The 23,639-nt window shown below is 59.4% G+C and carries 18 protein-coding genes; 16 read left to right on the top strand and 2 right to left on the bottom strand.

What is annotated here, in order from left to right; translation table 11 throughout:
* The first annotated feature begins 5 nt into the window (after positions 1 to 5).
* On the top strand, positions 6 to 2,789 hold the full coding sequence (locus EKD05_RS08605; RefSeq protein WP_129672020.1) for a hypothetical protein: 2,784 nt from the start codon (positions 6 to 8) through the stop codon (positions 2,787 to 2,789).
* A 59-nt stretch (positions 2,790 to 2,848) separates the two neighbouring features.
* Here EKD05_RS08605 and EKD05_RS08600 read toward each other — a convergent pair whose 3' ends face one another.
* On the bottom strand, positions 2,849 to 4,813 hold the full coding sequence (locus EKD05_RS08600) for a hypothetical protein (protein ID WP_129672019.1): 1,965 nt from the start codon (positions 4,811 to 4,813) through the stop codon (positions 2,849 to 2,851).
* A 349-nt stretch (positions 4,814 to 5,162) separates the two neighbouring features.
* Between EKD05_RS08600 and EKD05_RS08595 the strand changes: the two genes are divergently transcribed.
* Complete coding sequence (locus EKD05_RS08595) at positions 5,163 to 6,473, top strand: folylpolyglutamate synthase/dihydrofolate synthase family protein (protein ID WP_129672018.1); 1,311 nt, start codon at positions 5,163 to 5,165, stop codon at positions 6,471 to 6,473.
* 28 nt (positions 6,474 to 6,501) lie between these two features.
* The gene (locus EKD05_RS08590; protein WP_165360647.1) at positions 6,502 to 7,440 is read left to right on the top strand and encodes a polysaccharide deacetylase family protein; all 939 of its coding nucleotides are present in this window, start codon (positions 6,502 to 6,504) and stop codon (positions 7,438 to 7,440) included.
* Positions 7,441 to 7,527: 87 nt separating this feature from the next.
* Here the strand turns inward: EKD05_RS08590 and hflX are convergent, their stop codons facing one another.
* Positions 7,528 to 8,874, bottom strand: coding sequence for a GTPase HflX (gene hflX, locus EKD05_RS08585; protein ID WP_129672016.1), 1,347 nt, complete (start codon positions 8,872 to 8,874; stop codon positions 7,528 to 7,530).
* A 189-nt stretch (positions 8,875 to 9,063) separates the two neighbouring features.
* Here hflX and EKD05_RS08580 point away from each other — a divergent pair, with 189 nt between their 5' ends.
* The 13 genes from EKD05_RS08580 (at position 9,064) to EKD05_RS08520 (ending at position 23,508) form a co-directional block, all read left to right on the top strand.
* Positions 9,064 to 10,971, top strand: a complete 1,908-nt coding sequence (locus EKD05_RS08580; protein WP_129672015.1) for a VWA domain-containing protein — start codon at positions 9,064 to 9,066, stop codon at positions 10,969 to 10,971.
* A gap of 80 nt (positions 10,972 to 11,051) precedes the next feature.
* Positions 11,052 to 12,197, top strand: a complete 1,146-nt coding sequence (locus EKD05_RS08575) for a carboxylate-amine ligase (protein ID WP_129672014.1) — start codon at positions 11,052 to 11,054, stop codon at positions 12,195 to 12,197.
* Positions 12,198 to 12,292: 95 nt separating this feature from the next.
* Positions 12,293 to 13,438, top strand: a complete 1,146-nt coding sequence (locus EKD05_RS08570; protein ID WP_129672013.1) for an acyl-CoA dehydrogenase — start codon at positions 12,293 to 12,295, stop codon at positions 13,436 to 13,438.
* A 20-nt stretch (positions 13,439 to 13,458) separates the two neighbouring features.
* Positions 13,459 to 14,088 carry a dihydroxyacetone kinase subunit DhaL gene (gene dhaL / locus EKD05_RS08565; RefSeq protein WP_240695691.1) on the top strand — a complete coding sequence of 210 codons (630 nt, stop codon included), beginning with the start codon at positions 13,459 to 13,461 and terminating at the stop codon, positions 14,086 to 14,088.
* Between the two features lie 110 nt (positions 14,089 to 14,198).
* The gene (gene ptsP / locus EKD05_RS08560; protein WP_129672012.1) at positions 14,199 to 15,923 is read left to right on the top strand and encodes a phosphoenolpyruvate--protein phosphotransferase; all 1,725 of its coding nucleotides are present in this window, start codon (positions 14,199 to 14,201) and stop codon (positions 15,921 to 15,923) included.
* Positions 15,924 to 16,107: 184 nt separating this feature from the next.
* Positions 16,108 to 17,358 (top strand): RNA polymerase sigma factor RpoD, encoded by a 1,251-nt coding sequence (rpoD, locus tag EKD05_RS08555; RefSeq protein WP_129672011.1) that lies wholly within the window; start codon positions 16,108 to 16,110, stop codon positions 17,356 to 17,358.
* A gap of 352 nt (positions 17,359 to 17,710) precedes the next feature.
* Positions 17,711 to 18,436 (top strand): translation initiation factor IF-3, encoded by a 726-nt coding sequence (gene infC / locus EKD05_RS27160; RefSeq protein WP_370374890.1) that lies wholly within the window; start codon positions 17,711 to 17,713, stop codon positions 18,434 to 18,436.
* A gap of 15 nt (positions 18,437 to 18,451) precedes the next feature.
* A complete protein-coding gene (locus EKD05_RS08545; RefSeq protein ID WP_129672009.1) occupies positions 18,452 to 18,652 on the top strand; it encodes a 50S ribosomal protein L35 in 201 nt (66 codons plus the stop codon).
* Positions 18,653 to 18,727: 75 nt separating this feature from the next.
* Complete coding sequence (gene rplT, locus EKD05_RS08540) at positions 18,728 to 19,102, top strand: 50S ribosomal protein L20 (RefSeq protein WP_129672008.1); 375 nt, start codon at positions 18,728 to 18,730, stop codon at positions 19,100 to 19,102.
* Positions 19,099 to 19,872, top strand: coding sequence for an RNA methyltransferase (locus EKD05_RS08535; RefSeq protein WP_129672007.1), 774 nt, complete (start codon positions 19,099 to 19,101; stop codon positions 19,870 to 19,872). The genes rplT and EKD05_RS08535 overlap by 4 nt, the downstream gene beginning before the upstream one ends.
* A gap of 59 nt (positions 19,873 to 19,931) precedes the next feature.
* Positions 19,932 to 20,978 (top strand): phenylalanine--tRNA ligase subunit alpha, encoded by a 1,047-nt coding sequence (gene pheS, locus EKD05_RS08530; RefSeq protein ID WP_205703896.1) that lies wholly within the window; start codon positions 19,932 to 19,934, stop codon positions 20,976 to 20,978.
* Positions 20,923 to 22,761 (top strand): hypothetical protein, encoded by a 1,839-nt coding sequence (locus tag EKD05_RS08525; RefSeq protein ID WP_165360646.1) that lies wholly within the window; start codon positions 20,923 to 20,925, stop codon positions 22,759 to 22,761. Before pheS ends, EKD05_RS08525 begins: the two co-directional genes overlap by 56 nt.
* 15 nt (positions 22,762 to 22,776) lie before the next feature.
* Positions 22,777 to 23,508 (top strand): class I SAM-dependent methyltransferase, encoded by a 732-nt coding sequence (locus EKD05_RS08520; protein ID WP_129672005.1) that lies wholly within the window; start codon positions 22,777 to 22,779, stop codon positions 23,506 to 23,508.
* Positions 23,509 to 23,639 lie beyond the last annotated feature (131 nt).

Genomic DNA, 23,639 nt, shown 5'->3' with positions numbered 1-23,639 from the left:
CAATTGTGAAGCGTTTGATGCTAATCTTCTTCATGGCAAGTGCCATGCTGCTGCAGGGCGCGACCAGTCTCCAGGCCGTTCAAAACCAGGAAGACACGGCCCATCTGACCCAGATGACCCAACAACCACTGCTTGACCCCACCTTCGCCCCCCGTTTCGAGGTCGAGGGAACGGTCGAGGCAGTCGTGGTGCAACCAGATCAAAAGATCATTCTTGCCGGCTCTTTTCAGACGGTGAATGGCGAATTACGGGACGGCATCGCCCGACTGAACCCTGACGGGACGCTCGATCAGTCGTTTCATCTGACGGCCCCGTTGATTCTAGGCACCCCAATGTTTCGCACACTCATCCTGCTGGCTGACGGCAAACTCATTGTCGGCGGGAGCTTCAGCATGATGGGAAACGATGACCAGTTTCGGCATCACGTGGCGCGCCTTGAGGCCGATGGAAGGCTTGATGAGACCTTCATTGCAGATGTCAACGGCTCGCTCTACACCCTCCTGGAGCAACTGGACGGCAAGCTCGTGGTTGGCGGCGAATTCACCCAGGTAGCAGGAGAGGATCGGCAAAATGTGGCGCGGCTCAATGCGAATGGCAGCCTCGATCCGAGTTTTGGCATCGGCGAAGGGGCTGATGGCGCAGTGTACGCACTGGCTCAGCAGGCCGATGGCAAAATTCTGCTTGGCGGGATGTTCAGAAACTTCAACGGGGCAACAGCCTCGCGCATTGCCCGCCTGGAGAGCGATGGCTCGCGGGATGCAACCTTTGTGGTCAATGCGAACGATGATGTCTATGCGATCGCCGTGCAACCCGATGGCAAGATCGTCTTTGGTGGGGCCTTCAATGCAGTCAATGACGTCACACGCTTTGCGCTGGCGCGGGTGCAGCCTGACGGAACGCTGGACGACCTGAATCCGGGGATGTTCTACGAGGTCAAGAGCATTCTCGCCCTTGCCGACAACTCACTCGTGCTGGGGGGCTGGTTCTCAAGTATCATCTTTGGGGGCAGACCGCTCTACCATGATGCGCGCATGGCCCTGATCGATCATGAAGGCGTGCTTGGCAATGTCGTCACCTTCGATGGGGAACCAACGGAAGTGAAGACGCTGGCTGCACGACCGGATGGGCAGATCATCGCCGGCGGCAATTTCCGCAACCTCGTCAAGGTTGAAGACGTCCCTGTGATCTACCGGCACAGCCTTGCGATGCTGACACCTGGCCTCGAGATGATTGGCAATTTCGAGGTAATCGTCGCCAATCCTGGGCAAGTGCAGCAGATCGTCCCCCTAGCGAATGGCGAGGTACTCGTTGTCGGGGCATTCAGCCTGGTCAATGGGATGCCGCAGATCGCCGCTGCTCGGTTGAGCCGCGAGGGTGACTTCGATGCAGCCTTTGTGCCGCCTTTTCGCCGGAATAGCAACCAACTCTCCTCGGCGGTAGCACTGGCTGACGGGAGTTATCTGCTTGGCGGCAATTTTACCGATAATTATACTGATCAGGATTTAGTTGGCCAGACGCTGGTGCTAGTGGATCAACGAGGTGCGCTATTACCCTTCCCCATCTATGGCATACGATTTCCGACCCTCGTGCTTGATGCGAATGGACGGATCCTCGTCGGAGGATGGGGGGGGCTCTTCCGCCTGCTCGCAGATGGGACGCTTGATGACACGTTCGCAACTGACAGCGCACCGGGCAGTGGAACAGAGCCCGATGGCATGCCAGGGCGCATCAATGCGCTGCTTGAACTATCCAATGGGCAACTGCTTGTCGCAGGCAAATTCAGCAGTTTTGCAGGCGAAGCACGGAGTACCGTTGTCCGGCTCAACGCCAATGGTACGTTGGACACAACCTTTGTGCCACCCGCGTTTGAAACGCTCAATCCGAGTTTTTCGCCGCCAGAAGCCTATGCCCTGGCCCTCCAGGGAGAGCAGGTGCTGGTGGGGAGCAATGCGTTTGTGCAATCAGGCGAAGAGAACCTGCGCAGCCTCGTGCGGCTAGGCGCGGATGGGGCAATCGACACCACTTTTGGCAACCCGTTTGGCAACGCCGGGGGTGCGGTGCGAGCCTTGCACACCCTGAGTGATGGCTCAATCATGGTTGGCGGCACGCTTCAGATTGCAGCGCCCACGCAGATCTACAATCATCTCTTCCAGTTGCAACCCAACGGTCAACGCAACCCGGACTTTGGCGTAGGTGTCACCAGCTTCTTTGGCTTTGGAACGGGCATCTATGACCTTGCGCTGACCAGTGAGAACCGGCTCCTTGTCGGCGGGGTGTTTGCAGAAATTGAAAACTTACCGCGGCTGTCACTCGGGGGCTACATCCTCCAGGCGAGCGCCCAGGCCACGCTTGAGCCAGACCGTGAAGCGACCCTGACGATCCCTGATGAGGGCATGGCCTACCTCTTCCCATCGGGCACCTTTACCGAGACGGTAACCTTCACCCACACGCCGCAACCGACAACAAACCTGCCCGCCACCGGAGGGCGGCGCAGCAGCGGCTATGCCTTCACGCTCACTGCGGTCGCGACGAGCAGTGGCGCACCGACGCAACCGGCCCCTGGGCAAGCGTTTACGCTAACCATTGAACCGCTGGAGGTAGGGTCACTAATTCCGGCAACCTGCGGCTTATGGCGTTGGGACGAAGCGAGCGCAACCTGGACCCAGGACGGGATCACGAGCACGGTCAGTGAAGATGGCACCCGGCTCACCGCAACAATCAGCCACCTCTCGCTCTTTGCCGTGCTCGGCGAGAGTCATCAGGTCTATCTACCGTTTGTCCAACGGTAAGAGTGATAATATGATCATGCAAAAAGGCCAGCGTACGCTGGCCTTTTTACATGATCATATTATCGATCCATTTCAATGATAACTGGATCAAAGCCAACGATCAGTTCACGCCCGACAGCAAGTGGGTTGCCGGTCGGTCCATAGGCAGCGATAAACCCAGGGGGAAGGGCAACTGGTGCCGTCATCGAACTATTGCTCCAATAGATATGGTACTCGCGGGTAGGAGTCGCGAAGGCATAGCCTTCGAGCAGAGCCGTAGTTAACGGTCGCAGGTAGGTTGCACCGTCGAGGCGTTCACGCAGGAAACGCATCGCCACAAAAGCTGGACGCGGCTGACGGCTGCGATCAAGCAGGCCGCCATCGCGCCAACCCGGCCCATTCAAGGTATACCAGACACTATTGACCAGATCCGAGGCCCAGCTGCGGGCATACATCCGCACAACATAGCTCGCCTGGTCGTCATACAAGCCCTGCGCGGCACAGGGCTGATTCGCCCCGAGGCAGAGTAGGCCGCCCTCATTCATCATGACCGGCTTGCTGACGCCATAGGTAGCCATCGTCGCACGCACAAAGTCGAGCCGCCCGAGCAACGGGCCATTGCGGTGAGTCCATTTGGGCACATTCAGATCAAAATCACTGCGCTGCTCGCTCCAGAAAGTGTAGGCGTGATAGGCCAGGATATCGAAATACGCACCCCCACCCGCCTCTAGCACCCCCGCCAGGAAGCGCCCCGGCTGACACGACGCATCAAACGAAGGATCACAGTCGAGCAACAGGCCACCAAAGATAACCTGAGCTTGCGGATCGGCCTGTTTGATCGCTGGATAGACGGCCTGGAGCATCGCGGCATACCGGGCACCACCATAGCCAGCGGCATCACTCGCATCGCCCCAACAACCAAACTGCGAGTCACCAGGCACCAGCGCGGTATCAACATCAGGCTCATTGCCAAATTCCCAATGTTTGACATTATAAGGCGGCCCGCTCAGGCGGGTCACAAGTTCGCCCATAAAACTGGCAAACACCGGCAATTGTTGGGCTGCTACCGGGCCACACGCCGAGCCAGACACCGCCTGCGCCCATGGCGGGGTACCACGCACAATCACCATAGGTGCGGCACCACTCGCGCTGATCAAGGCAATTTCACGCAACACCGGGTCGAGCGCCGCCCAATTGCGCTGCCCGGCAACAGGCTCGACCTCAGACCAGAGAATACCGTTATAGCGCACCCAGTCAGGACGCAACTCGTTGAGGCGGGTGGCAACGCTGGCGACCGCATTGCGGTTAATCTCAACCCCAATAGGCGTCCGACCACCACGGGGATCAAAAGGCCGTTCAACAAAGTTCGCATCGGCACGCAGCTCATTGCCGAGCAGGCCAAGCAATACCTTGAACTGGTCAGGATTATTAGGATGCCACTCAAAGCGGGCGCGCTCGAACCACTGCGTCAGGATCAGTTCCCCATTGGCGGCAGGCTCAAATTGGGCCGCCGTCAGGGGGAGACCGAAGAGCGCGAGCGACTGTTCGTACGCACTCAAACCAGCAATCCGCAACCCCTGGGTCTCCCAATAACGCTTGAAACCCAGACCCGCGCCCTGATCGCAGACATTCTGGCGGGTTGCTTCAAACCAGCGACAACCCGGCTGAGGTGTCGCGTCTGAAGGAGCCGGGGCCTCACGGCCAAGGATCTGCAAGCGTTCAGCGCCCATCCGCCCAAGCAAGACGCGGTACGCAGGCGGATTCTGCGGATGCAACTCGAGCCGATTGCGCTCAAACCATTGCACCTGCAACACGCGGCCTTCGATCGCGACCTGCTGAAGCGGACCGAGCGGATAGCCAAAGACGGGCAGGCCACCATTGCGTTGCCAATAGGCGGCAAACACCGGATCAATGCAATGGTCAATGCCCGGCACCCCTGGAAAACAGATCGGCTGCGGTGGCTGCTGCGCCAGCGCTGAAGAAGCGGGCCAGGCCAGCAATACAACCAGAAGCACAAGGCAAACATAATGCCGTAGCAAACGCATTGGTCTTTCTCCCTTAAGGCAAGGATTTAGGAAATAGCACATAGAAGATAGTTGAAACGCATCGGAATGCGGTGCGCAAGCTTCAACTGTAAAGCAGCGTGAAACCTTGTCTAACACATGCACCAAGGATACAGCTATCGTACCATAGGTTTGAGTCTGCCGGGTGGATTGACCGGCGTACTACTCTCACCTATACTTGCGGTGCAAGGGAGGTCTCGCTCCCTGCGTACCCAGGGGAAGGTTTGGGGGCCTGCGGCACCCAGGCATCTGGCGTTTGCGCCAGCATACGCCAGGGTTTGGAGGGCGACAGCCCTGAGTTCATGCGCATGAGGAGCGCAACACGAAACATATGCTGACAACCTACCAGGAAGCCCTGGATTATATTTATCGCTTCATTGATCCGACCCGCAAAGGGGCGACAACTGATGAGGAAGCGAACCGGAATCTGTTGCGGATGCGTGCGCTGCTGGCGGATGCCGGCAATCCCCACCACACGTTCCGTTCCGTCGTCATTGCGGGGACGAAGGGCAAGGGGAGTACGGCCGCCCTGGTTGAAGCAATCGTTCGCGCCGCCGGATGGCGCACCGGTCTCTTTACCTCGCCACATCTGCACTCCTACCGCGAGCGGTTCCAGATCGACCGTACGTCGATCAGCCAGGCCGATCTGATCACCCTTGTGGCTGCGCTCCGACCAGTGATTGATCGCTTTGATCCTGAACCGTATGGTCGACCAACAACATTCGATCTGAGCCTCTTGCTCGCCTTGCACTATTTTGCCAGCCGGGCAGTTGACCTCGCCGTGCTTGAGATCGGGTTGGGGGGACGCTTCGACGCTGTGAATGTGGTGACCCCAAGCGTTGCCGCGATCAGCTCGATCAGTTACGACCATATGGCGATTCTGGGGGCAAGCCTCACTGAGATTGCCTGGAACAAGGCTGGCATTATCAAATCCGGGGTGCCCGTTGTCACCGTGCCCCAGGCTGATGAAGTCATGCCTGTGCTCATCAATGAAGCAACGTTATGCCATGCCCCTCTGTGGCAGGCTGCGCCAGCAGGACTCGTGCCTCTCCAACCACCAGGAACGCCCATGGCCTACCCAGTTGCGCCACAACCTGTGCTCCAGGGCCTTTTTCAAAGCGAAAATGCTCGCCTCGCGCTCGGGATAGCGTTGCTGCTAGAGGACACCGGTTTCACCATCGGTGCCGAGGCGATGCGGCGCGGACTGGCCGAGGTTCGCTGGCCCGGTCGCTTTGAACTGATTCCAGGGGCACCACCAGTGCTGATTGACGGTGCCCACAACGGTGACTCGGCGCAGAAACTGATTGCGTCGCTCAAGGCCAGCGTACACTATGAACGCCTGATCCTCGTCTTTGGCACCTCGCGCGACAAAGCGATCAGTGACATCGCCGCCGAGCTGGTGCCACCTGCGACCACGGTGATCCTGACGCGCTCGGCACACACGCGGGCGATGGATCTGGATCGCATGGTGGCCGCCGTAACACCACATATGCAAGGCACGCTGCTCGTAAAACCTGATGTGGCAACCGCACTTCAAATGGCCCGCGAACTCGCCAATCCTCACGATCTTATTCTGGTCACGGGCTCGCTTTTTGTCGTTGCTGCTGCCCGCGAGGCCTTGGGACTGGCCGTGGCTGACTAAAAGAGACAGGTGTGCTATTATGTTCGCTATGAAAGCTTCAACTCTGATCCTTGTCGTGGGTCTCTTGCTCACCGCAGCCTTCCTTCTGCTGGCTGAGCGCGAGCCTGCGGTGCGGCTTGCCCCGGCTGAGGCTGTGCTCGGGTTCGGGTTCGGCGGTTCTGCGCAACCTGATCAGGGTGGGGCAAGCGCTTCCGACGATCTGGTGATGCAGCCAGCCCTGATGCAACCCGGGCCCACTGGTCGTGAAGTGCAAGCCCGCCAGACCTTCACCCCGGCCCCTGAAGGGGTACGCCCGTATCTTCCGATTCTTATGTATCATTATGTACGTTATGTCGACCGCGCAGTTGACCCGCTCGGCTTTGGGCTCTCGGTGACACCTGAACAATTCGCGGCACAGCTAGCATGGCTGCACAGCAACGGCTACGAAACCGTCTCGATGGCAGATGTAGCCCGTTGCATCCGGGGCGAAGGCCCGTGCCCCGCCCGGGCGGTGGCGCTTACGTTTGACGATGGTTATCTGGATGCCTATACCGAAGCCTTGCCACGGTTAGTGGCCTATGGCTCTACGGCGACGTTTTATATCGTCAGTGATTTTATTGGGCGGCCGGGGTACATGGGATGGGAAGAGTTACGGGCCTTGCGGGATGCAGGGATGGAGATTGGGGCGCACAGTGTCAACCACCCCGATCTTACCCGCATGCGCCTTGACGAACTGCGTGACCAGGTAGGGCGGTCCGGTGCGGTACTCGCAGCTGAGCTTGGTCAGCCGATCGTCAGCTTCTGCTATCCCCTGGGGCGCTACAACGATACCGTGATGGCCGTCACCCGTGAAGCGGGCTATCGCTCGGCAACCACCACGCGCACCGATCTCAGCCAGTACGACCCCTTTGCGCTGCCACGCCTGCGCATCAGTGGGGACACCAGTCAGGCTCGTTTTGAAGAGATGATCAGAGCGTATTTGCCATAATGCTTGCGGACAGGATCACTCACGCCTGCCAACAGCTACACCTGGGGTGCGGTGCTAGCTATGCTAGCACCGCACCCCAACCATCCTCTACTTTGTCGAACGCGCCGCACGATACGGCCCAAATTGCGCGGCAAGATCCCGTGGGATGCGCCCGAGAATGTGGGTTCCGTCACCGGCATACTCCTCCTGCTCGATGACGCCACGACGATGCCAGAGCGAGACAAGATCATTGCGCTGGTAGGGAATGAGCACATCAAGGGCAACCATCGCTTCGCCAAGCGCCTGCTCGATGCGGCTCGCCAGATGATCCAGCCCCCACCCGCGCTGCGCCGACACAGCCACCACATCACTGGGCAGACCCATATCGGCCACAACCTGAGCAACATCATCAGGACCGACGCCCTCCATACGATCAATTTTGTTGAGCACGGTCAAGGTTGGACGCTTGTCTACCCCAAGTTCAGCCAGCGTCTGCTCGACGGTCTGAGCATGCTCCTGCGCATTGGGATGCGTCAAATCGACAACATGTAAAAGAATATCAGCTTCATTGATCTCCTCAAGCGTGGCCCGAAAGGCCGCAATAAGCTGGGTCGGCAATTTTTGAATGAAACCGACCGTATCGGTCATCAAGATCATCTGACCACCAGGGAGCATCAGCTGGCGGGTCGTCGGATCAAGGGTCGCAAACAACTGATCTGCCGCGTAGACATCCGCCCCCGATAACGCATTCAGCAACGTACTCTTGCCTGCGTTGGTATAGCCAACCAGGGCCACCACGGGAACCTGACTCTGGCGACGGCGTTTGCGGTAGAGTTCACGGTGGCGATGGACATCAACGAGCTGATCTTTGAGCCAGGCGATGCGCCGATCAATCAGACGACGGTCGATCTCGAGCTGGGTTTCACCAGGCCCACGCAGACCAACCACACCGCCCGCCGAGGTGCCCCCACCGGTACCGGCCTGACGCTCGAGGTGCGTCCACTGGCGTCGGAGGCGGGGCAACAGGTACTGATATTGGGCGAGTTCGACTTGCAGACGCCCCTCGTGGGTGCGGGCATGCTGAGCAAAGATGTCAAGGATCAACGCAGTGCGATCCAACACCCCAATCTGCAACTCCTGCTCAAGATTGCGCGTCTGTCCGGGGCTCAACTCATCATCAAAGATTACCAGGCCGGCGGCGTGTTCCTGGCAGAGGGCCGCAACCTCTTTGACTTTACCAGGACCAATAAAAAATTTGGGGAAGGGCTGATCGAGCCGTTGAAAGAGGCTTCCGACCACTTCGAGGCCAGCCGTCTCGGCCAGCATCGTCAACTCAGCCAGCGAATCTTTCGCCGTCCACGGACTACGCGCACTTGCGACCTCGGCACCAACGAGCAACGCCCGTGTCCGTGGCGTCGCCGTCGTATGCAACCGCTTCCCATCCTGAGAACGCAACTCTTCTATGTTCGTCTCCCTTCAGGACGCGCCTACGTCCCAATCAATCACGCACGAACGTGCGCCTAACGACACTGTATATGGATTGTAGCATTGCTTGGTACGAGCGACAAGGGACTTTGGGCGTAGGTTTTTGGTCTTGACGAACAGGCAAAGGGGCTGCTATCGTGTAATTAAGGAGGCATCGTTATGTCATTGCTTGCTCCGTTGGCGCTGCTCGGCGCTGCTCTCGTTGGGCCACTGATTGTGGCGATGTATCTGCTCAAGTTGCGCCGCGAGGATCGTCCGGTCTCGTCGACCTTTCTCTGGCGACGCATGGTACGCGATGTCGAGGCCAATGCACCGTGGCAAAAGCTGCGGCGCAATCTGTTGCTGTTGCTCCAATTGCTCTTGATGCTGCTGCTGGTCTTTGCGCTCGCACGACCTTTTGTCGCCGCCCAGGGCATCAGTGGCACCAATCTGATCATCATTCTCGATCGCTCGGCCAGCATGGGCGCGACCGATGAGCTACCGAATCGCCTCGAAGCCGCCAAGCAACGCGCCCGTCAACTGGTTGACCAGTTGCCCGACAATGGCAGGGCGACCATTATTGCAGCAGGTGGCGAAATGGAGGTGCCAGCAGCGGCAACCTCTGACCGCCGCGAGTTGCGCCAGGCGATCGAGGGAATCCAATTGACCAACAATGGTGGCTCCGATCTTGGTCAGGCGCTGACACTCGCGTCGGCCCTGGCGGCCCGCGATGCCGATAGCGAGGTGGCGATCATCTCGGATGGCAATGTCACCGTGCCCGCCGAGTTGCGCGTACCCGCCCGCGTCAGCTATTTCCCAATTGGGCGCAGCACCGAAAATGTTGCCCTCAGTACGATCAATCTCCAGCCGAGCCTGGCAGGGCAGACCCTCTTTGTGCAGGCAACCAACTATGGCGAAACCATCGTCAATCGCCGCCTCGATCTCTATCTCGACGGGGCGGTCTTTAACGCCTATGGCCTGACCCTCGAACCTGGCCGCGATCAGAGCATTGTCGTTGAGCTTCCAGCACAGGTGCAGGTCGTCGAGGCGCACTTGGCCGGTGAAGATGCGCTCGCCGCTGATGATCGTGCCTTTGCCGTCAGTAGTGTGGGCGATACCGTTCAGGTGCGCCTAGTCAGTGATGGCAACCGCTTCCTCGCAACGGGCCTCGGTCTGCTGCGCGGGATCGCGGTAACTGAGGTGCCAGCAGCAACCACGGTCTTCCCCGAGTCGGTCGTGCAGGTTCCCGTGACCATTCTTGATGGCGTCGTGCCACCAGAACTTCCAGCAGGCAACTTGCTCTTTATCGGGCCATTGCGTTCAAGCCCCTATTTTTCGGTCACTGGCGAAATTGAGTTTCCCGTCGTACGCCCACTTGGGGGCGACGAACTGCTGCGCAACGTGAGTCTCAGCGAGGTCAGCATTCTCAAGGCGGCACGCCTTGTCCCGGGAAACTGGGCACGTACCGTGGTTGACAGCGACGGGGCCCCGCTCTTGATCGTTGGCGAACGGGAAGGGCGTCGGATTGCGGTGCTCGCATTTGACCTACGCAATTCCGATCTCCCGCTCCAGGTAGCCTTCCCGCTCTTGCTCTCGAACCTGATGGATTTTCTGGCCCCAGGTAGTGGGGCCGAAGGTGCCCAGATCCTGCCTGGGCAACCGCTCGCCTTTCAGGTTGACGAGACGATCACTGAAGTACGGGTGCGCCTACCCGACGGCAGCACCATGAGCAGTCGCAATAACGAGGTGCAGATCCAGGGTGGGCAGGCGATCTTTGCTGCCACCAGCAGCCTGGGCGTCTATCTGGTCGAAGAATTTCAGGGCAACGAACTGATTGCGCAGCGCCAGTATGCAGTCAATCTCTTTGCGCCGAGCGAATCGCGCATTGCCTCCCAACGCGACCTCAACATTGCCCAGGCCAGTGGGGCGCAGAGCACCGTCTCACGCGAGCGCGACGGACGGCAAGAATTCTGGCGGTGGGTTGCGCTGATCGCGCTGATCATCCTCGTCATTGAATGGCTCGTCTATCAACGCAACGGGCTCAGTTACCTGCGTGAACGGTGGAGGGAGCGGCGCTCGGCGGGATGAGCTTCACCCACGGATTTGAGTGTATAATAAAGAAGCCCCCAGGCGCACGATAATAGGCCGCTACGTGTCAGGAGAAAGCCTTGAGCGTCTATAATCCGATGGACTCCGACTTTGCGTTTACGCTCGGTATCGAAGAAGAGTACCAGATTATCGATCCCGATACCCGCGAATTGCGCTCGTACATTACCCAGATCCTCGAGCCAGGCCGGATGATCTTGCGTGAGCAGATCAAGCCCGAAATGCATCAGAGCATCGTTGAGGTTGGGACAAAACCTTGCCGTACGATTGCGGAAGCCCGCGCCGAGATCACCCATTTACGGGGCACGATTGCGGGCCTGGCATCGCGTCACGGCCTGAAGATCGCGGCAGCTGGCACGCATCCGTTTTCCTCGTGGATGACCCAAGAGATCACTCAGCACGAGCGCTACGATGCGATGGTTGGTGAAATGCAGGATGCCGCCCTCCAATTGCTCATTTTTGGCATGCATTGCCATGTCGGTATGCCAAGCAATGAAACAGCTATCGAATTGATGAATGTAGCCCGCTATATCTGCCCCCACCTGCTGGCACTTTCAACCTCATCGCCCTTCTGGATGGGGCGCAATACGGGCTTTAAATCGTATCGCAGCGTTGTCTTTAGCGGTTTTCCACGCACCGGCACTCCGCCAAGTTTTAATTCCGCCGGCGAATTCGAGCGTTATATACAACTCTTGATCAATACAGGCTGTATTGATAATGGCAAAAAGATCTGGTGGGATCTGCGCCCGCATCCCTTCTTTGGCACGCTCGAATTTCGTGTCTGTGATATTGCGACCCGCGTCGAAGAGTGCCTCGCCTTGGCAGCCGTCATGCAGGCGTTGATCGTTAAGTTTTATATTATGTTCGAAGAGAATACAACCTTCCGCGTCTATCGCCGAGCGTTGATCAACGAAAATAAGTGGCGTGCGCAGCGCTGGGGTCTCGAGACCAAAATGATCGACTTTGGCAAACGAACCGAGGTCGAGACCAAAGCGCTTGTCTACGAGATTGTCAAGCTCGTTGACGATGTGGTTGATATGCTCGGTTCGCGCAAAGAGGTTGAGTATCTGTTGAAGATCGCGGAAGGCGGGTCGAGTGCCGACCGACAACTTCGCATCTTTGCCGAGACCAACGATCTGCGGGCGGTGGTTGATAATCTGGTCGCGGAGACAATGGAGGGGGTTGAGCTCTTGACGCCTCAAGGGTAGACCATCCCGCAGAGAGAAGGCAACGATGCACCGAGATGAGGTCTAGGGGACCCTATCGCCACCAGAGCGATGATCGCGCATATGAGGAGACAACGATGCACTTCGCACTGACCGATGAGCAGGAATTGATACGGCGTACGATGCGTGAGTTCGCCGAGAAAGAGATTGCGCCCCGGGCGCGCCACGTTGATGAGACCGGGGAGTTTCCCCACGCGACCTTTGCGGCGATGGCGCGTACCGGACTGATGGGGTTGCCGTTCCCCGAAGCGTATGGCGGGGCCGGGGCTGATACGGTCAGCACGGCCATAGCTATTGAAGAAGTCGCTCGGGTGTGTGGCTCAACCGCGCTGGCCTATGCCGCCCATATGGGCCTCGGTTCGGCGCCCATCTATATGTTTGGCACCGAAGAGCAGAAACAACAGTTTCTCGTGCCCGCAGCCCGGGGCGAGTATCTCGGTGCCTTCGGGTTGACCGAGCCGCACGCAGGCTCAGATGCCGGCGCAACCCGGACAACGGCCGTCCTGGCGGGCAATGAGTGGGTGATCAATGGGCAAAAGATGTGGATCACTAATGCCCCCATTGCCGGCCATCTTATTGTGACCGCCGTCACTGATCCCGACCGTGGCAAAAACGGGATTTCGTCACTTCTTGTACCCAGAGGCACCCCCGGGCTGAGCTTTGGCAAACACGAGCCCAAAATGGGGCTGCGTGGCTCGGTCTCGACCGCAGTGATGCTTGAAGATGTGCGCGTCCCCAAAACTAATCTGCTCGGTACCCGCGGGCGCGGCTTTGTCCAGTTTTTGCAGGTGCTTGATGGCGGGCGCATTGGCATTGGCGCGATGGCCGTCGGGCTCGCCCAGGGCGCGTTTGAGGCGTCCGTACGCTACGCCCGCGAGCGCGAAGCCTTTGGCAAACCGATCGGGGCCCATCAGTCGGTCGCGAATCTGATCGCCGATATGGAAGTCGGCCTCCAGACGGCCCGCCTCGCGATCTACCACGCGGCATGGCTCAAAGATCAAGATCGCCCCTTTTCCCGCGAAGCAGCCGTCGGCAAACTCTATGCCTCTGAGGTTTCAGAACGGGTCTGCCGCGATGCCATCCAGATCTTTGGCGGGTATGGCTATAGCCAGGAATTCCCCGTCGAGCGGATGTATCGTGATACCCGCCTGCTGACCATTGGCGAAGGAACGTCGGAGATTTTGCGCGGGGTGATTGCTCAGTCTGTCCTCGGTCTGCGCTGATCTGAGGCAACTATATCATCATGATGTCTCTTACGACTGGAACCTTGCGGAACTGGTTGCGCCATGCAGCAGCGCTGATCCACGAACAACGTGACTATCTGACCAGGCTTGATGCGGCGATTGGCGATGGCGATCATGGGGTCAATCTTGATCGCGGTTTTACCGCGATTGTCGAGTCACTGGCCCAGCACCACAGAGGCGATGCTGGTACAATCTTAAAGACCGCAGCAATGCGTATGATTGCGACCGTAGGCGGGGCCAGTGGCCCCCTCTACGGGACAGCCTTCCGTCGGGCTGGCAAGCTCAACGAAGGGTACCAGAGCCTTGATGAATACCAGGTGCTTGCGATGCTCCAGGCGTTTCTCGACGGGGTGGCAACCCTGGGCAAGGCGCATCCAGGTGATAAAACGATGGTTGATGCCTTGGCCCCTGCCGTTGAAGCCTATGCGCAAGCCCTGAGCGAGCAGCAGTCGCTCGCAGAGGCGCTGCAACAAGCTGCGGCGGCAGCGCACCAGGGGGCTGTAGCAACGATCCCTCTGCTTGCCCGCCGTGGACGTGCCGCGTACCTCGGCGAACGTGCCATTGGGCACCAGGATCCAGGCGCAACCTCGGCGGCGTTGCTGATCCAGGCACTGGCTGAAGTTGTCTGATCTGCGGGTACGTATCTGTGACCATCGTCTGTCAAAGTGGGCGTAAAGGGTTCAGGCCCTGCTCAGGCCAAACGATTGACGTGGCCCTAGCTAGATTGAGTGGCTTTCGTATGTCTACCCTGATTTTGCACGGCCTTGCCGCTGCACCCGGTGTTGCAATTGGGACGGCCCTTGTCTATCAACCTGCCGAAGCTTCGCCTGCGTCAACACCTTCAACCAAGCCGTTTTCGGTGGCTCAGGAACAAGTGCGCCTTGGCAAGGCGCTCGCCCAGGCCGATGCAAGCCTGGGTGAGCACGAAGCTAGGTTGCGCCAAACCAACAAAGCCGAAGAGGCTGATATTTTTGCCGCCCATCGCATGTTGTTGCACGACCCTTCGCTGCGCGAGATGATCGATCAGGCTATTACCGAGCATAGCCTGCCCGCCCCTGACGCAGTGCTGCTCGCCGCCAATGCCCAGGCCGAGTTGCTTGAGGAGATTGGGGACGACTATTTGCGAGCGCGTGCGGTCGATTTGCGCGATGTGGCCCGGTTGCTCGAACGGGCACTTACCGGTACCAAGAGTCTCGGCGAGCAATTGAGTGAACCCGCCGTGATCGTGGCCCGGGATCTTGGCCCTTCCGATCTGATGAGCGTCCCTCAAGAGCGCCTGCTGGGCCTTGTCCTCGCTGGCGGGGGGCTGACTGCCCATGCCTCGATCCTCGCCCGTGGTCTCGGTATTCCGGCTGTGGTTGGGCTCGGCGAGACGTTGCTGCACAATGTGCCGACAGGTACGATGCTCGCGCTCGATGGAGCAACCGGGCAGGTCTATGTCACCCCCAACGCAACCGAACTGGCAACGCTACGGGCGCAGGCTACCGCTCTGCGCGAACAAGAAGCGACGCTGCGTGAAGCCGTATCGTTGCCAACCGTGACCAGCGACGGCCACGCGATTGCCCTGGTCGCCAACGCTTCGACCGTCGCCGAAGCGAGCGCAGCCCACGCCTGGGGTGCAGCAGGCATTGGCCTGCTGCGTACCGAGTTGCTCTTTCTGGAACGCTCGACCCTGCCCAATGAGACCGAACAACTCGCACTCTACACCGCCATTGCGGCTGAATTGTCCGGCTTGCCGATCACGGTGCGAACCCTTGATGTCGGGGGGGATAAACATCTGCCCGCCTTTCCTCTCCCCCACGAAGATAATCCCTTTCTTGGATGGCGTGGCGTGCGCATTGGGTTGAGCGAACCAGATCTGCTGCTCCCCCAATTGCGGGCGTTGCTCCGTGCGGGGGCCAATGCAACGATACGCATTATGCTGCCGATGATAAGCACGGTCAGCGAGGTGCATCAGGCACGGGTATTGCTCGACCGAGCACGTCGTGAACTCGACGCCGAAGGGCGCGCCTATGCGCAGCAAGTCGAGCTCGGCGTGATGATCGAGGTTCCCTCGGCTGCCCTGACCGCCGATGCGCTTGCCCGTGAAGTTGACTTCTTTAGCATCGGCACCAACGATCTGACCCAGTATACGCTTGCGTGTGACCGGGGCAACCAGCGCGTGGCAACGCTCTATCAACCCCTGCACCCGTCCGTGCTGCAACTGATCGCGATGACCTGCACCGCAGCCCACCGTCATGGACGTCACGTTGCCGTCTGTGGTGAACTTGGCGGCGACCCAAAGGCTACGGCCCTGCTCATCGGGCTTGGCGTCGATGAGCTGAGTTGCTCGCCTGGGTCGATCCCACACGTTCGTGCCGCCATCCGTGCAACCAGCTACGCTACCGCGCAAATCCTGGCTCGGCAAGCCCTGGAAGCCCCCGATGCCGCAGCGGTTCAAGCGTTGCTCAAAACGGTCGCCTGACAACACTCCCGCAGTTCATCCCCAGGATGACTCACGATATGCTAAAATAGACCTCGTGTGTGGTGAAGCTCAATCGAACCTGATCTTGTTATCGCAACCCACCGAATATGGTTGACGACCAGATATGTACCCCTCGGACGGGCCCAGCATAAGCGTGTAGGCCCAACCGACTTAAGGAAGAGTGATGACTCAACCGCAACCCGAAGCTGCGCGTCCATTGCCGCCCCTCAATCCGACCGATATGCAGGCGCTGATTGTCCAGGGCAAGCAGCGAGGGTTTGTCACCCTCGACGAATTGCTCCAGGTCGTGCCTGCATCGGAAGATGCAGCAGAGGCAATGGAAGTAGCTCAGGCAACCCTGGCCGAGGCCGGCGTTCCTGTCTATGATACGCCTGATGATCAAACTGCCGAAGAGGAGCCCAACGGAGCCGTAGCGATTGACCTTGATGAAGGTCTGTCTGATGCGCTGCTCGGTGATAGTGTGCGCCTCTATCTGCGCGAAATCGGCCAGGTTCCCTTGCTCACCGCCGAGCAAGAGAAGAAGCTTGCCCAAGAGATCGAGAAGGGCCAGATCGCCGAGCGCAAGCTGAAAGATCTTGCCCAAGAGATCGAGAAGGGCCAGATCGCCGAGCGCAAGCTGAAAGATAAAGATGTAAGCTCCGATTCGCCCGAGGCGAAACAACTTGAGCTTGAGCGCGCCGCCGGCAACGAGGCCCGCCAGAAGATGGCCGCCGCCAACTTACGGCTTGTGGTCAGCATTGCCAAACGCTACCGTGATCGTGGCCTCCCCCTGCTTGACCTGATTCAAGAAGGGAGCCTGGGGCTCTTGCGCGCGATCGAAAAGTTTGACCACAACAAAGGCTACAAGTTTTCGACGTATGCCACGTGGTGGATCAAGCAGGCCCTCTCGCGCGCCCTCGCCGATCAATCGCGGCTCGTCCGGTTGCCCGTTCACCTGGGCGAAACGCTCAACCGCATCCAGGCGGCCCGCCGTCAACTGACGCAGAACCTGGGGCGTGAACCAACCGACGCCGAACTGGCCAACTTCCTCAATATGAGCGAAGACAAACTACGCGAGTTGCGGCGTACCGCGCAAGATCCGGTCTCCCTCGCTACCCCGGTTGGCGAAGAGGCCGATAGCACCCTGGCCGATTTCATTCCCGATCCGCATGCGCTCGACGCCGACGATGCCGCCGCGAGCGGCATGCTTCGCCAGCAGATTGCCACCGCGCTCGATCAACTCACCGAACGCGAACGACGGGTGCTTGAATTGCGCTATGGCCTCTCTGATGGGCAACCACGGACGCTCGAAGAAGTAGGCAAAGCCTTTGGTGTCACCCGCGAGCGCGTCCGCCAGATCGAGGTCAAAGCCCTGCGCAAACTACGTCACCCACGGCTCGGCAAACTGCTCAAAGATTACCTCGATCAGATCTAAGCCCATGCGCACAGAAAAAATGGCTCCTAACGCCGGGTAAAGGCTTCTCTCGTGGGCAATCAGCAGGTGGTGGAAGATGCCATCGCCCTCCATAGCCGCATGAGCAAGGTTGACGACACTCTTGCACGCTGTTATAATAGGCTTTCAATATGACAGTGACCGGGCAGGCTGGTCATCGTCGGCAGGTTCGGGTTGAAGAAAAGCACCGCTCGGACAATCAAACGTCGAGGCGGTGTTTCTACGCTGTAAGTGGCCTTTTCCTCCCTTCAACACCGCCTACATGCCCTGAAGACGAAGGAGTCACGCCATTAGGGAACGGTTTCGGATCAACAATCGCATCCGCGCACGAGAGGTGCGCCTGATTGACGAGAATGGCACGCAGGTCGGGATCGTAAGTGTTCGTGAAGCCATCATGATGGCGGAAGAACGCGGTTTTGACCTGGTTGAGGTCGCACCTAATGCGGTACCACCCGTTTGTCGCCTGCTTGATTATGGCAAATTCCGCTATGAGCAGAGCAAGAAAGAACGTGAGGCCCGCAAGAACCAGAAACAGTCCGAGCTCAAACAGATTCGTTTGATGCCCAAGACTGATGACCACGATCTTGCCACCAAGGCGAATCAAGCCAAAAAGTTTCTTCTTGCAGGTGACAAGGTCAAGTTTAACGTGCGTTTCCGCGGGCGTGAGATGGCTCACCCGGAAATTGGGCGCAAGATGCTTGAGTCCGTTGCCGAGCAGTTGCGCGATATTGCGGTTGTCGAGCAGAAACCCCTGATGGAAGGGCGCGTGCTCTCGCTGCTGGTCGCACCTAATGCCAAAGTGCTCAAGGCCGCCCAGCAGGCCCAGAAGGCAAAAATTGCGCAGTCGAAGGCCTCCGCCAAAACTGATGAGCCAGGCCAGAGTGAAGCGCCTGTCGATGCCGAGGTCGAAATTGATGACGAGTTGATGGAGGGCGAAGACCTCGACAACGGTGACTTCGATGACGATGAGTTTGACGACGATGAGTTTGAGGAAGAGGACTTCGACGACGAAGACCTCGATGAGGACGATGAGGACGAAGAAGAAGATCGGCGTTCATAACGAGAGGTTGTTTGTATGCCAAAGATGAAGACCCATAAAGGGGCCAAGCGCCGCTTTAAGGTGACGGGCAGTGGCAAGGTTCTGCAGCAGAAGGGTGTGCGTGGCAATAAGATCAATCGCGCCAAGCGCTCGCAGCAGAAATGGGGCAAAGACCAACCGACCTCACGCGCAAATCGTGAGCATCTCAAGGTCGCCCTTCCGTATGGTTTGAAGTAAAGCAAGATCTAGTCGGGCGTAGTCCAGGGATGTCTCGCCACCCCCTGGCCGGCCTGTTTATTGGAGGTGTCTCGTATGGCTCGTGTGAAGCGTGGCACGATGACGCATAAGCGTCACAAAAAGCTGCTCAATCAGGCAAAAGGGTTTCGCGGTGCGCGGAGTCGCCATTATAAGGTGGCCCACGAAGCGGTTATGCACGCCCTGGCCTATGCCTACCGCGACCGCCGCCGTCGCAAACGTGAGTTCCGTCGGCTCTGGATCCAGCGCATTAATGCGGGCGCACGCCTCAATGGGACGACCTATAGTCGCCTCGTGGCCGGGATGAAGCAGGCTGGGATTACGATCGACCGCAAGATGCTCGCTGATATGGCCGTCCGTGATCCCGCTGCCTTTAGCAATGTGGTCGCTGTCGCAATGCAGACCGCAACGCCAACCACTCAGGGCGCGTGATTTCAAGTACGACTAATCCGCACGTCAAGTTCCTGCGCTCGCTCCGCGACTCAGTTCGAGTTCGCCGGAGCGAGCGCTCCCTCTTCCTTGAGGGCGTTCGCCTCGTTGCTCACGCCCTTGCCTCAGGCGCACAGCTCCAACGCGCCCTCTATGCGCCCCAACAACTCGCTACGACCCCCGAGGGCTCCCGCTTGCTCCAAGATCTCGCCCCTCACTACGGGGCTTTTCCCGCTACCCCCGAGGTCGTCGCTGCCGCTGCTGATACCCGCCATCCCCAGGGCGTTGTGGCCGCCGTCGCTCGCCCCGAACTCCCCCCACGCCCCGGCCTCCGCCTCCTCCTTGATGGCATCCAAGACCCTGGAAACCTCGGAACCCTTCTTCGCTCCGCTGAGGCTGCCGGCGTCGGGCTCGTCATCTGTGCCCCCGGCAGTGCCGATCCCTTTCAGCCCAAGGCCGTCCGCGCCGCGATGGGGGCTCATGTTAGCCTTCCCCTCCAAGCCGATCTCTCCTGGTCGGAGATCGGTGAGGCCCTGGCTGCGCTCCCTACGGTCTATGCCGCTGATGCCGACGCTACGCTGCCCTATTTCGCCGCCGATTGGCACCAGCCAGCAGCCCTTATTATTGGCAATGAGGCCCACGGCTTTAGCCCGGAAGCCGCTGACCTTACTCGTCAGCGCATTACGATTCCTATGGTCGGTCAGGCCGAGTCACTCAATGCCGCAGTCGCCGGTAGCATTATTCTCTTCGAGGCCTTGCGCCAACGTAGTTGACAAATAGCCATAGATCAGGCATGCTCATGCAGGTTCGGCTCGCATACAAGGAGTTAGTGATGACGGTGAGCAATGAGCTGGCAAGCCTTGAACAAGAGGCCGCCATAGCCCTGGAATCGGTCGGCGATCTCGCTGCGCTCGCTGAGTGGAAGAGCACGTATACCGGTAAGTCCGGTGCGTTGACCCGCGTCAGTCGCAGCCTCGGGACACTGCCCGTTGAGCAACGCCCTGAGTTTGGCCGCCGTGTCAATCAGTTGCGCGAACAACTCGAAGCAGCCTATGCCGCCGCCGAGCAGCACCTCAAACTCGCTGCCCAGGCCGCTGAACTTGCCGCTGAACGCATTGATGTTACGCTGCCAGGACGCACTCCTGCCCTTGGTTATGTCCACCTCACCAATCAGGTTCTGGCCCAGGTCCAAGAGATCTTTGGCGAGATGGGCTTCCTCGTGACCGAAAGCCCTGAAGTTGAGTTCGATGAGTATAATTTTAGCCTGCTCAATTTTGCCGATGACCATCCGGCACGCGATATGCAGGATACTTTTTACCTCGATCTGCCCGATGATGCGCCATCGGTCTTGCTCCGTACCCATACCTCCCCCGGTCAGATCCGGGTGATGCGTGAACGCGCCCCCGAACCGCTCCGTATCCTCCTGCCAGGCAAGGTCTATCGCAATGAACAGGTGACCGTGCGCAGCGAGATGATGTTCCATCAGTTTGAGTTTCTCGCTATCGGGCGCCATATTACCATGGGCGATCTCAAGGGAACCCTCGCCTATTTCGCTGAACGTATGTATGGCCCCGGTACCAAAGTCCGTCTCCGCCCCAGTTTCTTCCCGTTCACCGAGCCGAGTGCTGAAATGGACGTCAGTTGCTTCCTCTGTGGTGGTACAGGCTGCCGTGTCTGCAAGTATGCCGGCTGGCTCGAGATCGGTGGCTGTGGCATGATGCATCCCAATGTACTCCGCAATGGTGGCTATGACCCCGAAGAATTTAGCGGTTTCGCGGGCGGTTTCGGCCCCGAACGAATAGCCATGCTCAAGTATGGAATTGATGACATCCGTGGCTTCTACTCAGGCGATACGCGCTTCGTCGAGCAGTTTGGGTAGATACGGTCTGCTCGTCATCTTCGCCGCGCTGCACTTGCTCTATAACTGGGCCGTGCCCCTCGGCGAGGGTCCCGATGAGCCAGGGCATCTGGCTTATGTGCTCTTTCTTGCCCAACAACAACGCTTGCCTGTCCAGCAATTCCCGCCAGAGGCGTCCGATGTGCCCGGTGAGGGCCATCAGCCGCCTCTGGCTTATCTGCTCGCGGTGCCCGCCGTCGCCTGGCTCCCCCCCGCTGAACAGTCCATTATCCTGACCGCGAATCCGCAGTTTCGCTGGGCCGGCGGCGACGAGCCCGGGGCCTTCCAACGCGCTAGCCGTGAGTTGTGGCCCTGGCAGGGCATGACCCTCGCCTGGCACGCTGCTCGGGCTATCTCGGGGCTCTGGGGCGTGCTGACGGTGCTCTTTGCCTATCTGGCCGCCCGACGCCTTTTTGCCCAGGCCGATCCGCTCCTGCCGCCCCTCGTCGCCGCCCTCGTTGCGTTCAATCCGCAATTTCTCTTCACTACCGCTCTCGTTACCAATGATGCCCTGCTCGCAGCCCTTGGGGCAGCTCTGCTCTGGTGGTCAATGCCTCCCCTTCGCTATGCCTCCTCGGTCTCCCCAGACACACCACCGAGTCCCTGGCACACCCGCACGCTTCCCTGGGCACTGGTCGCCGGTCTCCTCTTTGGCCTCGCTCTCCTGACCAAACAGAGCGCCCTGCTGCTCGGGCCACTGCTGCTCTGGGCAGGATGGTGGGTCGCCAGGGCCGATCTGCGGCGCTTTGTCCTCGTCACCCTCGCCTGGGGAGGGACGAGTCTGCTCGTCGCTGGCTGGTGGTTCCTCCGCAATCTGTACCTCTACGGCGATCCCTTTGCGCTCGGCGCATTTACGGCGAAATTCGCGACCCAACCTTTTGCCTGGGCAAGTGCCGAAGCCTGGTCGGGCGCGTTACGTCAACTCTTTGCGTCGTTCTGGGCTCGCTTTGGCTGGATGAGCCTCCACCCGCCCGCCTGGATGCTCTGGCTCTACGCCGGGCTAAGCCTCGCCGCCCTGGTCGGTCTCGTCCGTCTGTTTGCCACGCGGGCCACCGGTCTTCCACGCTCCATTCTAATCGGCCCGCTGCTCGCCAGCATGATGGCCGTTGTGTGGACACTCGCCTTTGCCTATACTGCCGGTCTCGTGGCATGGCAAGGCCGCATGCTCTTTCCCGCCCTCGCCGCCTTTGCCATCCTGCTCGCGGTGGGCCTGCAGCAACTCCGCATCAACCCCCTCGCTATCTGGTCAAGCTTGCTCCTTCTTGCCCTCGCCACGCCGATTCAGATCATTCGACCAGCCTATCCCTGGATCGCCCTTCCTCCGCGTACCGCCGAGGCTACCCTTGGGCAACCAGTCTATGCACGCTTTGCCGCCTCGTGGGAACAGGGCGTCGTGATCCGCGGCTGGAAGCTTGAACAACCATTGACTCCCGGCGCAACGCTCCCTGTGACCCTCACCTGGCAAAGCCAGGGCCGTGTCCCCCAACCCTGGCATGTCCTGGTACAACTGCTTGATCAAGAAGAGCGCATTGTCACCACCAGCCTCAGCCAGCCCCGCAAGGCCTCGCTGCCCTTTCCGCTGTGGACCCCAGGCGATTGGATCGCCGACACCCACACGCTCATCCTCCCCACCACCCTTCCACCTGGCCCCTACCGCTTGCGCATCGCCCTGGTTTTACCCGAAGAAAACGACCGACGCCAGGATGTCTGGAACCTTGATGGCACCTATTTTGGCGATTTCGCGACGCTCGGAACCATTCCCTGAGCAAAGGAGCATCCAATGAACTGGTGGAACGACTACTTTGATGCAACCTATCCCCAACGCTACGCGCTCAACTCCGAGCAGACCGTGGCCGAGGTACTGATGTTGCGCGATCTGCTCCCCGAGCCACCCGCCGATCTGCTTGATCTCGCCTGCGGGCAAGGCCGCCACAGTATCAATCTCGCTCGCGCAGGCTTCACCGTCATTGGCCTCGATGCCTCAGAGCCGCTGCTTGACCTCGCCCGTACCGATGCAGCCGCCGCCGGCGTCGAGGTTGACTTCGTTGCCGGCGATATGCGTGCCATCCCCTACAGCGGATGCTTCGACGCCGTCATCAACATGTTCACCGCCTTTGGCTATTTTGACCGCGAAGAAGAAAACCAGTCCGTCCTGGAAGGCATCGCCCGCGCCCTCAAACCAGGCGGACGCCTCATCATGGAACTGGCCCACCGTGATCGCGTCGTCACTGACTTCCAACCGACCGACTGGTACGAACTCGATGACGGCACCGTCGTCTGGATCCGCCGCTACTTCGACCCGCTGCGCGGCATCCTCACCTCAATTGACCGCTGGCGCGACCCCGACGGCCACGAAGACGAACGCATCCATCGCATTCGCATCTACACGGCCACCGAACTCGACCGCATACTCCGCCAGGCCAACCTCGCACCCATCAACTGGTACGGCAGCATCAACCTACACGCCCTCACCCCAGACTCACCACGTATCGTCGTCGTCGCCACCCGCTAACCCGTACGGGCACGGCGGTGCTGTTCCCCGACCGTGTCGCCCCATCTCCAGCGCTGATTGTCGCGATCAACTATCCATCGGGCAGCATAGCCCATTGCCAGGGCTACGCTGAAAATGGGGGAACTTGGTTC

The sequence above is a fragment of the Candidatus Chloroploca sp. Khr17 genome, assembly GCF_004138165.1.
Classification (GTDB): Bacteria; Chloroflexota; Chloroflexia; order Chloroflexales; family Chloroflexaceae; genus Chloroploca.
Note: the sequence above shows the minus strand (reverse complement) of the source record. Positions and strands in the feature narration are given on the sequence as shown.